Source organism: Saprospiraceae bacterium (assembly GCA_016712145.1).
Lineage (GTDB): Bacteria > Bacteroidota > Bacteroidia > Chitinophagales > Saprospiraceae > Vicinibacter.
Genome location: JADJRO010000003.1, coordinates 574,465 through 589,391, shown reverse-complemented (window position 1 = coordinate 589,391; position 14,927 = coordinate 574,465). Strand labels below are relative to the sequence as shown.

Here is a 14,927-nt window from a genome sequence, read left to right as displayed (position 1 = left end):
TATGAAACGAATCAATGAACTGAATCCGGAGGATGCTAAAATCCTGTTACAATCCCAACCCTTGTCATCTGCTTTGTGGTTGGCTTCAACAGATCAACCAGCGCATATTTCTTATAGACTCCCAGATCCTGCATTTGCAGATTCAAAAAACTGGTCGGATTATATGAAAAAGGAAAAATTAAGTTCATTAAAATCCAATGATTCGGTTGATTACATCAAAGTTTCAGAAATACCAGCTATACAAAACATCCAAGCCATTCCCATTGAAGTAGAACCGACTCCCAAGGTTGTAATTGAAAACAAAGCACTGGAAACAGAATCCATTACCGAACTCCCTCAAGCTAAAGCAAAACAAGCTAGCCAATCGATCAAACGAACTCAACACAAACCCATAGAAGCGATGCCTGGAGTCACAGCCATTGAATCCCCGATAACGGTGCATGACGAATCTGCTGATCCTGTATCAAGCTTAAACAGCAAGCGAATTTCAAAAAATTTGGACTTTTACCAGTGGCTAGAAGAATTACATTCCGGCCCAAAAACAGTCAAGAGGCAAAAAACAGCAACAGAATCCAAGTTGCCACTAAAAACCGAAACCAGCCCAGCTTCAGAAACCCGGAAAGTCATTGAATCCAGTCTGACTTTAAAAGAAGAGGTCATTTCTGAAACCCTGGCTAAACTGCTGGCCAGGCAGGGCCATAAACAAGAAGCGATCGCGATGTATGAAAAATTGATGCTAAAATTTCCCGAAAAAGGCAGTACATTTGCGACCGCTATTGAAAAATTAAAAACCTAAGCACTATGCTGACTTTACTTACGATTTTGATTGCATTGGATTGTATTTTATTAATTGGAGTGATCCTAATCCAAAATCCTAAGGGAGGAGGTGTCGATTCAACCTTTGGTGGACAAAGTGCTAATCAAATGTTTGGAGCTGCCCGATCAGCTGATTTTGTGGAAAAATTAACCTGGTGGCTTGCTGGAATCCTCATTGCCCTATGTGTCGTTGCTGCTGTAATGGCTTCTGCCGGAGGAAATATTGGCAATGGTCAACAGCAGGAAGAAACTCCAACCGAACAACCGGCTCAACCACCGGCTGATCAACCTGCCGGACCAGGTCAATAGATTTCATTCGTTTTTAAGCTCATTTTTTTTAACAAATCAAGCTCTTGCCTGATTCGGCGCTTTGCTTACTATATTTGTAAGTAATTTGATGCCTACTTTACAAAAATACCGCTTGCTTCATTGGACCTTGATTCTTTTGTTGTCCCTGAACCTGTTTTCCTATTTAGTAATAAAGGAAATTCATCAATCCCAAATTCATGCTGTGTTAGGTAAATTTAAAAAACACGAGGATCTGATCGCCTTATGTTTTAATTCAAAAACCTTGCAATCCATTCATTGGATTGAAGATCATGAATTTGTTATGAATGATACCTGGTATGATGTGGTAGATAAAAAAATATACGAAGATGGTTCTGTATCATTTTTAGTGTATAAGGATGTAAAAGAAAAACAAATGCTCTCCCGGATAATTGATTCTGATCATTCCGGTAATTCAAATTCAAATACCAGCACCCTGCACTATGAAATCCACCTATACCTGCCTGCTCAATTTATTTCATCTTTCTGGCAATGTGATATTGCATCCTATGATTTAAAACAGGAAACCTACAGTTCATTGACAAAATTTGTAATTAAACCACCTCCCCGAGTTTAAAAATCTTTTTATTCAATTCGTTTAATTTCAATTGGAAATCAATTTCGTTTCTCCAGGCAAATAGCTCGTTGATTCAACATTGAATTTGTGCAATCAATTGTTTTAACTACATCGGCTTGACAAACCTTATTGCTGTGTTCTGCAAATTGAAATACTCTATTGTAATTAACAGGTCCTGTTGTAATCGGCATTAAAAATTTAAGGGTTAATAAATACCCATTCGAATTTTTAATGGTGAATTGTCAACTATTAAAAATTAAATATGAAATCATTTTATAAAATATTCATCCTATTTTTTTCAATTACTACCATTGGAGTAAACGCACAACGCATTCAATTTTTGAATGCTCAAAACATGCTCCCGATTTTACAAGTGCACATCAAATTAGAACCCGGACTGCAAGAATTTATATCCGATCCAAATGGTAGCTTGACATTAGCCAATGAGCTAGAATTTACAAGCATTCATTGCATGCACCCGGACTTTGAAAGTTTATTCCTTTCAAAAGAAGAACTTGCACAGAATGGATTTGTCGTTTTACTAAAATCCAGAACAAATCTTTTGGATGAGGTCTTGGTGGCCGCATCCAGAACGGATCGAACCCGTTCGGATTTATCTGTGCAAACTTTACAACTCAATCGCTCTGAAATAGATTTTCAGCTGCCTTCTACTACAGCAGATCTACTGGAATCATCGGGATCCGTAATGGTTCAAAAAAGTCAGCAAGGTGGCGGCAGTCCGGTTATGCGGGGTTTTGAAGCCAATAAAATATTACTGGTTATTGATGGCGTCCGCATGAACAATGCCATTTACCGTGGCGGACATCTTCAAAATGTCATCACAGTGGATCCTTTGCTTTTAGAAAAAGCAGAACTTGTTTTTGGACCTGCTTCTGTTATTTATGGAAGCGATGCATTGGGTGGAGTCATTCACCTGATTACCCGAAACGCTCAATTTAGAAATCAAAGCAATTCGTTGATTTCAGGAAATGCTTTGGTAAAATATGCAACAGCCAATCAAGAAAAAACAACCAGTCTTGGATTGAACATTGCTTCAGGAAAATGGGCATCCTATACCGGCTTTGGTTACTCAGATTTTGGAGACTTAAGGCAGGGAGCCGTTCGGGATCCGTTTTCTGGAAATTGGGGAAAACGACTGACGTATGCAGAACGCATCAATGGTCGAGACAGCATGCTTGTCAACGACAATCCCAGCATTCAAAAACAAAGTGGATACAAACAGTACAATCTACTACAAAAACTTGCTTGGAAACCAAATGAATCCACTCAACACAAACTGAATTTACAATGGTCGAGTTCGAGCGATATACCAAGATACGATCGACTGACAGAAACAGATGGCAATGGCGTTCTGCGAAGTGCACAGTGGTATTATGGTCCGCAGGACAGGCTTTTAATATCTTATCAACTCAATAAATCCGGCAATTATAAATTCTTTGATGAAGTACAACTAATTCCTGCATTCCAAAAAATTGAAGAAAGTCGTCACAACCGAAATTTTAGAAGCAATAATTTAAATCATCGAATTGAAAATGTAAGCATCGGAAGTATCAACTTGGATTTTACTAAAAACTGGCGACGCCAGATTTTACAATACGGATTGGAAAGCAATTACAATGATGTCAGTTCAACGGCAAACCGGGAAAATATCCAAACAGGTAAAATTACTGCTTTAGATACCCGATATCCGGATGGGGGTTCTCAAACCAGCAATCATGGACTTTATATATCCCATCAGTGGAAACCCATTGAACAATTGATTGTACATTCCGGATTGCGTTTCAATTATTACACATTACAATCCGAATTTAAAGACACTAGTTTTTTTCATTTGCCGTTTAAGGATGTTGAACAAAAACATGCGGCCTTTAATGGCAGTTTGGGTTTAGTGTATAAACTGTGCAATTCATTTCAAATACAAACCAATTTATCAAGTGGATATCGTTCACCCAATGTAGATGATCTGGTTAAAGTATTTGAATCCAGTGCGGGTCGGCTCATTGTACCCAATCCGGAGTTAACACCCGAACAAGTGCTAAGTCTCGATCTGGGAGTTCGGAAGGAATTTATGAGAGGAAGTAGTTTTACTTTGAATGGATTTTATACCTGGTATCAAGATGTGATTACAGTTCAAAATGCACAATATAACGGACAAGACAGCATCGATTATTTAGGAACCCTTAGTAAAGTCTTTACCCAAGCCAATGCAGGGAAAGCTTTTATTTATGGATTGAATGGGGGTTTGAATATTAAATTAAGCAATCAATGGAATTTTAGTTCGGTTCTTAATTATTCATTTGGACGTATCCAAACCGACACAACAGATTATCCATTGGATCACATTTCTCCAATTACCGGAAAAACTGCATTAAACTGGAAAAATCGCAAATGGCAAATTGAAGCAGCCGCATTGTACAACGGATGGAAGCGACTCAAAAATTACAATAAGATTGGAGAAGATAATTTAATTTATGCCTCCAGCAATGGAAGTCCATCCTGGACAATTATCAATGTCAATGCAAAATATGCACTTACTGAAAAATTGAATATACAAGTCGGATTAGAAAATATTCTGGATAGTTATTACCGGGTATTTTCATCAGGTATCAGTGGTGCCGGAAGAAATTTAGTAGTTGCTTGTCGCTATAAAATTTAGGAGACCCTAACCAATACATCATTTTACAATGGTCTGCATAAATATGCAGGCCATTTTTTATTAAAATGATTTATAAAATGGGCTTAACTTTAATCTAAATATTTAAAAATGAAACTTTATATTGGATTAAGTTGGGCTGCTATTATTTGTTTGTTCTTATCGGGTGCGCTTCATTCGATTAGTTTGTTTGTCGAACCAGCTGCATCAAATGAAATTGAAAAACAGCTCATTCAAACCATGGACACTTACCAAATGGACATGGGGGCTGGTTTTCACCGGACCTTTGCACAACTGTTTTTTTCACTGAGTGCTTGTTTTAGTTTGTTGTGTTTATTTGCTTCGGTGCTATTATGGTATTTACTGAAACACCCCATTTCAAAAATCATCATGATGGGTATTTTAAATATCTATTTAATCTTTTTTGGTGTATTGGCCATTTTGATGTGGGTGTTTACTTTTTTACCACCAATCCTATGTACGAGCCTATCTTTCTTATTTTTAGCAGGAGCTCGTTGGAGTTTGGGGAAAATTATTAATGTATAATTCCTCTGGTTATCAATTATGGAATAAACCGATTAAAATAGAAATATACATGAGTTTGGTAAGCCATTATCGAAAATTAAAGTGCAATAGAAAAATTGCGAAATATTCAGCGGAGATAATAAATATACAGGACTAAACTCAATATTCAAAATACTATTTCTTGGGTATTTGATAAAAATAGTGTATATTTGGTAATTATTTATCACCCATCGAAAATACTGCCCTATGAAATTTTTATTTATTATCAATCGGCAATTAAATTTAATTTCAAAATTAAATACTAATATTTTGAGGGGGGGGCATATTTTATTCTGATTCCAGAAAGTATATTCATTATTTTCCAATTTTAATTTTATACATGCTATTATTACCAAGTATTTCAAAAAGCCAAAGTGCCGATACCTTGGTTTGTGATAATGGCGGTTTTGAGGATGGCTTAACTTACTATACAGGTCAATATTCAGATAGTTATCGCTTGGGTGGTAATATTTGTACCCCATTGTATTTAGACTCATCCATAACTTGGAATGCCATATCAATTCCGGCATTTAGAAGATTCGAAATTGTAAACAATGGACCCGATACTTTAACCGGAATTAATAAAGTCAAGTTTGGTTATAAATCCTTGCTTTTAAATAACCGTTATGGCCATTTTAGTTTTACTTGTAGTGGTCATTATGATGTAAATAAAATAGTAAAACGGTTTAAAGTAACTCCTGAAACACGTGATTTTACAGTTTGGTATGCGGCAATATTGGAAAATCCAAATGGACATCGTGATCAACAACCTTGGTTTAGCATATCCTGTGATCGGGATCCTGCCAATAATTTATGTTTTGATGCCTCTCAAATTGAATGTTATAATATCTTCCTAGATTCCATTTGCACTTTTGATACCATCAAATTGGTAAATTGGGCTTGTCATACATTTAAAATCCCTTTAAACATGTTAGACAGTATTGCAACTTTAGAAATAACTGCAGCTGATTGTGGTGAAGGTGGCCATTTTACTTATGCATACATTGATGGTATTTGTGAACTATGCGATGGCAGTGCATTTGGGTCTGGTACCTTGTATCAACAGCCACTCAATGAAGAGGGTCTTGGAATAGATTTTGATCCATGTGGAGATGATTCGTTAACAATCTGTGGATCCTATACCTTACCTGCTATTTGCGGTGCTTGGAAATTGGATTCTATATTACCAGTTGACTTTAATTTTTATTCTTTATCAATCGATACAGCCAATAATAAATATTGTTTTAAAGTTGCGCTTGCTGATTTTACCTACGATAGCTGTACAGAAATTTATTTAAAATTGTATTTTAGTTCGAATACACAAATCCTGGATCCAGTTTATTCCAATACCATTGAAGTTTGTCCAATCAGTTTTGAATATGAACTTACAGTTGTCACCGGATCTTGCCAAAATAATAACACTACAAGTTTATTGTCTGATGATTATTATTATGTACAAGTTGATTTGGATCAGTTTATTGAAGGGGATAGTTTTCTAATCGAACGTGTGCTGGATGACCCCTACCCCAATGAGACTGGCCATTATGATTTATTAATTGATACTGCCGATGGTATTTACAATCTAGGCCCCTTTTTTATACAGGAAGGAGATTGGAAACTTATTTTTTCTCATGAAGACTGCAGAGATACTTTTAATATATCAGCCCCTCATTTTTGTTCTGGTACAGGCAACTGTATTCTGTTTAATAGTGCAAAAATAAGCAATGTCATGTGCTATAATAATTCTACTTCTTCTGTAAGCGATGATTCTTGGTCATTTCAAATTAAAGTAAATGGAATTGGAGGATCCTACTCAATTAATGGATCTGGATCTTATAGTTATAATACAACTCATACTTATTATGTTCCGGGAACCATTGGATTAGAATGTGTAGAGATAAAATTGTCAGCTCCTGGAGGATGTGAAGCTTTCCTGATGATCTGTCCGCCAAAACCTTGTTCTGACAATGAAAATTGCGAGTTGGAAGTATATTTAGACTCAATTTTCTGTAATGAAGAAAACGCTACATTTTATGTTTACTTAAATGTATTTGCATCAGGTTCATCTTATGTATGTTATAGCAGCTTCGCGGTAAGTGACCCTGGCAATACTTCTAATTCAAATTATTATCATGATAATTTGAATAATCCACTAGGGCCGTTTGATGAAGATGTTTATTTAATCATTTCAACTTGTAACTCAGATGATTGTTCCTGTGATTTAAGCTGCTTTAAACTTATTTATATTCCTAATCCCGATTGTGAAAATTTGGAATTTAGGAATTTACATGTCGATGACTCAAAAAATCAAGAAATGCAAGATTTAATAGTCGTTCCAAATCCTATTAGTACCAATGAAATTCAATTTACTTCAAAGTTAAAAAATACCTCAATAAGCCTCTTCTCAGCTGATGGAAAAGTTATTTGGCATGGAAATATTAACGGACCTAGCTTTAAAATTGATTTAGTGCTACCTCAAGGGTTATACTTTATAAAATATAAAAACAGAAAAGGGAAAGAATGTTTCTCAAAAGTTATTAAATATTAGTATTCTAGATTTTAATAATTATAATTGGAATATTTTAATTAAAATCAATACTGTATTAATGTCTATAAAGAGAAACGTTTTAGGGAATATTTCTACACTAATACTTCTACTCTTATTACAAATTAGTTACAGTCAAAATAGTAAATGTTTTGAATTTGATTCCGGCTTTTGTTATGCTAATGAAATGTTCTCGAAATCAGTTTTTTCATTTGCCAAAAATTTAGAAAGCCAGGATGCAGTCTCAATTTATTTAACACCCCTATTGGCCGATTTGGATCAAGACTGTATTCCTGAATTAATTGCAGTAAATGATCTTTTTAATGGCATATTAATAATTGATTCATATACTGGACAAACGAAATTAAAAATAAATACTCCAATAATAGAATGGTTTAATGGCAGCCTTTTAGTAGCTGATGTTGATAATGATGGTTGGATAGATATCGTAATTAAAGCTAATGGTTTTGGGCCTAATCCTGCAAATATTAAAGATAGAATAATATGCTATAATTCCAATGGTTCAGTTAAATGGATTTCTGATCAAAGAGTTGACAAAAATTTTCTAGATGAAAAAGGAGGCAGTTTAGCATTGGCTGATTTTAATCAGGACGGCTATCCGGAAGTTTATATTCAAAATAAAATTTTCAATGCTCAGACAGGTTTAAAACTTATTGAAGGCGGAACTAATGGAATTGGAATGAAGCAAAATTCAAATTACAATCCTTTTCCAAGTACAATTGCCGGACAGCTGGACGGCGACACAACAGACTTAGAATTGGCTGCTGGGTATACTATTTATAAAATAATAATTACAAATCCAAATGGGATGGCTGGTAATTCAATGGTGCCATTTAACATTCAAGTCGATAATTCCTTTCTTGATGGATATACTTCTATTGCTGATATTAATGCTGACAATATGCTTGATTTGATTGTTACCTATCCAGGTTTAAATAATGAAGCATTGGTCTATGCTTATACATTTTCTAATGGAAACCCGGCCTTAAGTGCCAAAGCTTATCCTCCTGGAACAATTGATTATATAGGTCCACCATTAATCTGTAGTTTAGGACCTTCCAGATCACCTTCTATTTTATTTAATCGGGTTAAAAATCTATTTTCTTACCGATACGATGGAAGTTCTACTTTTAAATTAGAATGGGTATTACCAACAGCCGATTCATCAGGTACAACCGGAATAACTGCTTTTGATTTTAATTATGATGGAATTCTAGAAATTGTTCACAGAGATGAGAAATCATTAAACATAATTGATGGATTTAGCTTCCCACCTAAAATTATCGCAAGCATTCCATGCTTATCTGGAACCTGGAGTGAAATGCCAATAGTAGGAGATATAAGAAATTCAGGTCAATCAAATATTTGTGTAAGTTGTGGATCTATTCCCTATGACAATACAGGCAAACTCACCATCTTTGGTTCAGCAGACAGCTCAGCTCCCTGGGCACCTGCCAGAGGCATTTGGAATCAATACAATTATCATGTACTCAATATCAATGATGATTTGACCGTGCCCCGTGTTCAAAAAAATAATGCGACTTATAAAAATGGACGATACAATAACTTTTATGTGCAGGAGTCTTTACTTGATTCCAATGGAATTTACCGGAAACCTGCAGCAAGTTTGTATGGGAACCTAGATTGTATAAATTACGATCCAATTACTGATTTATACACAGCATACTTTAATCTTTACAATAAGCCAGATGCTTCGCAAGCAGCTGATACTGGAATACCTGTTGCATTTTATAATGGCAATCCGGAATCCGGAGGCAACATACTGGGCATTTATTACACTACAAAAAAACTGGTTAGAGGTGATAGTTTAATCCAATTAAGTTTTAGTTTCTCTGCAAGCAATCTCAAGCAGCTTTTTATGGTTGTCAATACCAAAAGATTGGGTTCGGGCAGCTTTACCTCAAATGATTTTTTCTCATCAGAATGTGATTTTACAGATAATATATATAGTTCAACAGAACTTCCCCGCATTCAGCGAATAGATACCAGTATTTGCGAATCCGCTTCATTTGTATTTTTTAACACGACTTTACAACAAGCCGGCATGTATTATCATAATTTAAAAAACAGAATTGGTTGTGATAGTGTAATAAGCATTTTGGATTTACGGTTAATCGATACAACTCTTTCTATAATTAATGCTAAAGCATGTGATTCGCTCATTTGGAATGGAGTTCGACTGGATTCCAGTGGTATGTTTACTGCAATTCATCTCAATCAATTGGGTTGTGATAGTACTACGCTATTAAATCTTAGTTTGTTGAAATCCAGTACATCTTTTCAGCAGACTATTCGCTGTGATTCCTTCATATGGAATCATCAAAGCTATTACAGCAGCGGTAAATACATGTTTTCTAGTCATAATGTGGATGGATGCGACAGCATAGCAATCCTTGATTTAACTATTCATCATCCGGATACAACAAGATGGGTTCAAGCAGCTTGCGATTCGTTTCAATGGAATGGCAGGTATTATAAACAAAGTGGAAGGTATATTAATAAATTTATAAATCAGTTTTCCTGTGACAGCATTGCTATTCTTGATTTACATATCGATTCCGTAATTCAATCTTTGACCGCGGTAACAGCCTGTGATTCCTTTTTATGGAATAACACGGTTTATACAACAGGTGGACAATTTCGTTTTCAAACTAAAAGTGTGTTTGGCTGTGATAGCATCGCAATTTTAAATCTTGATCTTTATAAAACAAGTAGATCGACTCAACAGATTGTTGCTTGTGATTCATTTTTTTGGAATGGGCAAAGCTATTTTCAAGATGGCACCTATTTCTATCATACGCAAAATACGAATGCTTGTGACAGCGTGGCTATACTCGATTTGGATCTAAATGCTTCGTCCCAATCTCTAAGTATCGTAAACACTTGCGATTCCATTTATTGGAATAATCAAAGTTATACTCAAAGTGGACGCTATTTTTTTACTACTAGAAATGCAGCTGGCTGCGACAGCTTGGCGATTTTACAACTTACAATCCTAAAATCAGATTCCAATTTAATCAGAATTACAGCTTGTGATTCTTTAACTTGGAATGGGACTAAAATAACCCAAGCTGGAACCTATCCATTTAAAACTCAAAACCATGCGGGGTGTGATAGTATTGTGACATTAGAACTTAAACTAAACCAAGCTTCAAAAGCAGATCTAAGTATTTCCGCTTGTGATTCAATGGCCATTCTTGGAAAAACCCTTAAACAAAGCGGTGATTATTTATTTCCATTGCAAAATGCACAATCCTGCGATTCGTTATTAACGATACACTTTACTACCCTATCGCAAATTCAATCCGATTCGGTGGAAGCATGTGACCAATACATTTGGCCAGTTAATGATTCCAGTTATTTAAAATCCGGAATTTATGAGAAAAAACTAGTTAATCAATTCGGATGTGATTCAATTTTCTTATTGAACTTAAAACTTCAACCAAGTTATGTACAATTCATAGATACTGCTGTTTGTACGCAATATTTTTGGCCTGCTACGCAACAAATACTCAAACAATCTGGCGATTATAATTTTAATTTAAAATCAATTGCAGGTTGTGATTCGATACTTAATTTAAAATTGAGAATTCGTCCAGAAATTCAAAAAACAGATAGTGTAACTACACAAGAAAATCCTTATATCTGGGATGTAAATCAACAAGCATATACCCAATCAGGGATTTATCGTGAAGCTTTTAAATCAAGTTTAGGTTGTGATTCTATCCATTGGTTGGTGTTGCAAATCAATAAAGAGATTGAAATATATTACCCTAATATTATCAATCTTAACAGTAGTTCAAATGCACGATTTAATCTATATATTTTTGGATCACAAGCAGTAATAGATTGGCTAAGTATTTATGACCGTTGGGGCAATTTGCTATGGCAAACCCACACGATTCAAGCCAATAATCAACAACAAGGATGGAATGGGACTGCTAATAATCAGTTTGTCTTACCGGGAGTTTATGTATGGCATGCCAGCATTCGTTTGCCGGATGGCAGTATCATTAAAAAATCAGGAGATTTGACCGTAATCCGGTAAGTCGCAGATTTATCCAAAGAAAGATGGATATACCACAAAAAAAAAGTCCTGCACTTCAGCAGGACCTTTTCTGTTTTTCGTTTTGAAATAGATTTATCAGAAAGTACATTTTATATTCTTAAAAAAGAGCCGGCTGCTTTCATCAACCGGCTGATAATCCCATGAACATATCCAAAATAGCTTCTATAATATAGAAAAGACGAATTTCAAATTACTGGGGGGTTCAAGATTAATTTGTTAATAGGAGCCTGACTTTTGGGAGCCAAGCTCCCTATTAACAAATTTTAATCCCATGAACATATCCGATTTTTATACGGTCGCCGATACGTTTACCGGCATTCTGATTGTATTCTTTCCCTTTGTTAAACAATCACGATACAAGTATCCGATGATTTGAATGGCTGTACAAGTACAAAAAAATGCCGTTGTCATATAACAATTATATATATATGTTCGATTTTAAATTCTAACTATTTGATTATTAGCTATATAAATAATCACGATGCAAATAATTGTCTTAAAAAGTTTATAAAAAAATATAAAATGACTTGATTTAAGGTCATTTTTAACTAAAAAAAAATGAAAATAAATTAAAACGGACTTAAAACATCCGGATTTTGAAGGTAGGATGTGTCTGTTAGGGTATTTAAAAAAGCAATCAGACTTTGCTTTTGGCGACGATTCAGCCCCAGTTTTCTGATAAAGCCATCTTTGTTCTCTGCAAAATGACCTCCCGAATTGTAATGTTCAATAACTTCCTCAAGTGTTTTAAACCGTCCGTCATGCATGTATGGCGCTGTCAATGCAATATTGTAAAGTGTGGGTGCTTTAAATTTTCCCTTGTCAAACCGGACTCCGGTAATTCCTCCTCGTCCAGTGTCTTTAAAATCATCCAGGCTTTGGACTGTATCTATCCCGTTGTTGAAAAACTCATTTGCCATCATCAAGGGAGCCGCATGGCAATGAAAACACTCTGCATCAGGGATCAGAACATCCACATTAAAATAGAGATCATGTCCTTCTTGTTGATCCGCATCAAAAAACAGCTCACCCCGTATTTGTTTTTGGTAAATGGAATTACCCCCTGAAAGAAGAATCCGCTCAAATTGAGCTATGGCTTTGGTTGCTAATTCTTTACTGATTTCTGATTTGGAGTTAATCCCAAATGCTTTCCGAAACATGCTTGGGTATGTTGGATGGCGTTTCAGTTTATCAATTACGGATGGCCACATTTCATGCATTTCTACTGGATTTTCAACTGGTTGAGCCGCTTGATCTGCTAAAAACGCCGCGCGTCCATCCCAAAAGAGTCCTTTATAGAAATAGGCCGTATTTAATATGGTCATACTGCTCCTGGTTCCGAGACTGCCTCCAACACCTGGGCTGACCGCAAGATTATCTGTAAATGATTTTCGTGGATCATGACAACTTGCACACGCTATGGTACTATCTAAAGAAAGAATTGGATCGTAAAACAAATGCCTTCCTAACTGGACCCCTTCTTTTGTAAGGGGATCGTCTGTAGTAAAAGGGAGCTGGGGCAGGCCCTTGGGTACTTCATTTGCGTAGGCCTCCGGTAAGTATGGAATTTGGCTAAGATTATCCATTCCTGCAACCGGATCATCTTTACAGGCACTAAACCAATAAAAGCCCGCAAGGACACAAGCTAATTTTATAAAACGGCTCACCTGATTTGAATTGCAGCTTTATATCGGTCAACAAATGCTGTCATGATATCACTGGAATTGTGGATTTGTGGGTTGCTGGGTATATCCATTCCTGTACCATTGATTTCAAAGATTTTTTTAAAGTCAATATCCATGTAAAGTGTCGCAGTTTCTGAATTTTCAATGTAGAAATCTCGTACACTTGAAATGTTGCGCAAAGCAATGTCAAAACCGGAATGGTAACTAAAACTAAAGGAGTTGCCATTATTCAACACCCCCTCCGTTTTAGAAAAAATATAGGAATTCCAGCCAGCCCAATAATGGGTACCTTCTCCAAGCGGTGACGATGGACTGTAATCAACTGGTTTTGTTTTATTTTGAGCTGGATTCACACCAATATTAAAAGAAAGGCCTTTGTAATGGCCTCCTGGCACTAAATAACTCAAAGTGAGTCCATCAATAGCATCTTGTAAAGTCAAATTGTGAGCTAAAATTGACACATAATCCACGTCTTTAAAAATTACGGAACTGCTTTCTGCGATTGCAGTCAAATCACTTAGAAAAAATTCAGCTTTAGTAAATTTAATGGAACCGTTTCCAAAATAGTCGTATGAATTGCCAAGAAACAAGGGTATTCCACCATACGTTGCCTTTATTACAATTTGAAGGGTTCCGAAACCACTTAAATCCCGCTCATCGCTGCAAGACATAAAAGAAAGCAAGAATACCAAAAGCAAGCTTATTTTTTTCATTCCATGTTATTATATTCTTATAACGAACAAGTCAAGCAATTAGTTGATCAAAATAAGGCGAAATCTTTCAAAATAAGCATGATATTTATCAAATCATTGTTGGTTATTCTCAATTTTCTTCGATTCAATGTATTTTTTAATAATGGCCTTTACTTGAAACGAAAATTCCTTATCCAAAATCCAATAAAAATATTTTGATTCCTTTAGCCATACTTGTTCAAAAGTTTGACCAACAAATTTTCCAAAATTAAATACAATTTCACCTTGTTCGTTATAACGTAACCGTTGCGTGGCATCCAATGTTTTCAGATCATTGGTAAAATCATGCAAAGCTTGCGTGTCAGGTTTTACAGGAGCGGCAATAAATTCATTATCGTCTCCCTTATAATCTTGTCCTGCATATCGCTCTAACTGACCCTCCAAAACACGAACGGTGGCTCTGATATCAATCAATGCATCGTGTGCATCTATTAATTCTTCGTTGCAATAAAATTGGTACGCTGCTTTGAGGGTTCGAGGTTCCATTTTATAAAAAATTCGCTGAACATCAATTTGTCTGCGCTTATCTAAGTCAAGATCAAATCCATAGCGTGCAAATTCTTCGGCCAATATTGGAATATCAAATCGATTTGAATTATATCCAGCTAAATCCGCATCGCCAATAAAATCATAAAGCGATTGGGCCACATCTTTAAAGCTTGGTTGGTTGGCTACTTGCTCCGGACCTATGCCATGAATGGCCAATGCTTCCGCTGCAATAGGAATTCCAGGATTTATAATCATTGATAATTCTTCTGGAGGTGCTCCACTTTTGAAATACTTAATCATTGCAATTTGTAAAATACGGTCTCTTATAACATGCAATCCGGTTGTTTCAACGTCAAAAAATATCAAATCTCTATTTAAGGTGAACAT

The 14,927-nt window shown here is 35.7% G+C and carries 10 protein-coding genes; 7 read left to right on the top strand and 3 right to left on the bottom strand.

From position 1 onward, the window contains the following. Position 1 precedes the first annotated feature (1 nt). The 7 genes from IPK91_15055 to IPK91_15025 all read left to right on the top strand — a co-directional run bounded on the left by IPK91_15055 (position 2) and on the right by IPK91_15025 (position 11,593). Entirely contained in the window at positions 2-796 is a 795-nt protein-coding gene (locus IPK91_15055) for a hypothetical protein (GenBank protein MBK8298564.1), read from the top strand. Positions 797-801: 5 nt separating this feature from the next. Then, positions 802-1,125, top strand: a complete 324-nt coding sequence (secG, locus tag IPK91_15050; protein MBK8298563.1) for a preprotein translocase subunit SecG — start codon at positions 802-804, stop codon at positions 1,123-1,125. Positions 1,126-1,213: 88 nt separating this feature from the next. Then, complete coding sequence (locus IPK91_15045) at positions 1,214-1,720, top strand: hypothetical protein (protein ID MBK8298562.1); 507 nt, start codon at positions 1,214-1,216, stop codon at positions 1,718-1,720. A 262-nt stretch (positions 1,721-1,982) separates the two neighbouring features. Continuing rightward, positions 1,983-4,397 (top strand): TonB-dependent receptor, encoded by a 2,415-nt coding sequence (locus IPK91_15040; GenBank protein ID MBK8298561.1) that lies wholly within the window; start codon positions 1,983-1,985, stop codon positions 4,395-4,397. Positions 4,398-4,505: 108 nt separating this feature from the next. Then, a complete protein-coding gene (locus tag IPK91_15035; GenBank protein ID MBK8298560.1) occupies positions 4,506-4,940 on the top strand; it encodes a hypothetical protein in 435 nt (144 codons plus the stop codon). A gap of 358 nt (positions 4,941-5,298) precedes the next feature. Then, a complete protein-coding gene (locus IPK91_15030) occupies positions 5,299-7,506 on the top strand; it encodes a T9SS type A sorting domain-containing protein (protein MBK8298559.1) in 2,208 nt (735 codons plus the stop codon). A gap of 184 nt (positions 7,507-7,690) precedes the next feature. Then, the gene (locus tag IPK91_15025) at positions 7,691-11,593 is read left to right on the top strand and encodes a VCBS repeat-containing protein (protein MBK8298558.1); all 3,903 of its coding nucleotides are present in this window, start codon (positions 7,691-7,693) and stop codon (positions 11,591-11,593) included. 590 nt (positions 11,594-12,183) lie between these two features. On the opposite strand, the gene IPK91_15020 is transcribed toward IPK91_15025, so the two are convergent. The 3 genes from IPK91_15020 to IPK91_15010 form a co-directional block, all read right to left on the bottom strand. Then, positions 12,184-13,281, bottom strand: a complete 1,098-nt coding sequence (locus IPK91_15020) for a cytochrome C peroxidase (GenBank protein MBK8298557.1) — start codon at positions 13,279-13,281, stop codon at positions 12,184-12,186. Further along, positions 13,278-14,012 carry a hypothetical protein gene (locus IPK91_15015; GenBank protein MBK8298556.1) on the bottom strand — a complete coding sequence of 245 codons (735 nt, stop codon included), beginning with the start codon at positions 14,010-14,012 and terminating at the stop codon, positions 13,278-13,280. Before IPK91_15015 ends, IPK91_15020 begins: the two co-directional genes overlap by 4 nt. Positions 14,013-14,105: 93 nt before the next feature. Further along, on the bottom strand, positions 14,106-14,927 hold the full coding sequence (locus IPK91_15010) for a 3'-5' exonuclease (protein ID MBK8298555.1): 822 nt from the start codon (positions 14,925-14,927) through the stop codon (positions 14,106-14,108).

What these genes read in the sequence shown, in the direction of transcription:
- IPK91_15040 (MBK8298561.1), top strand. Translation starts at nt 1,983, where the DNA reads ATGAAATCATTTTATAAAATATTCATCCTATTTTTTTCAATTACTACC.
- IPK91_15045 (MBK8298562.1), top strand. Translation starts at nt 1,214, where the DNA reads ATGCCTACTTTACAAAAATACCGCTTGCTTCATTGGACCTTGATTCTT.
- IPK91_15010 (MBK8298555.1), bottom strand. Translation starts at nt 14,927, where the DNA reads ATGTTCACCTTAAATAGAGATTTGATATTTTTTGACGTTGAAACAACC.
- IPK91_15035 (MBK8298560.1), top strand. Translation starts at nt 4,506, where the DNA reads ATGAAACTTTATATTGGATTAAGTTGGGCTGCTATTATTTGTTTGTTC.
- secG (MBK8298563.1), top strand. Translation starts at nt 802, where the DNA reads ATGCTGACTTTACTTACGATTTTGATTGCATTGGATTGTATTTTATTA.
- IPK91_15030 (MBK8298559.1), top strand. Translation starts at nt 5,299, where the DNA reads ATGCTATTATTACCAAGTATTTCAAAAAGCCAAAGTGCCGATACCTTG.
- IPK91_15025 (MBK8298558.1), top strand. Translation starts at nt 7,691, where the DNA reads ATGTTCTCGAAATCAGTTTTTTCATTTGCCAAAAATTTAGAAAGCCAG.
- IPK91_15055 (MBK8298564.1), top strand. Translation starts at nt 2, where the DNA reads ATGAAACGAATCAATGAACTGAATCCGGAGGATGCTAAAATCCTGTTA.
- IPK91_15015 (MBK8298556.1), bottom strand. Translation starts at nt 14,012, where the DNA reads ATGAAAAAAATAAGCTTGCTTTTGGTATTCTTGCTTTCTTTTATGTCT.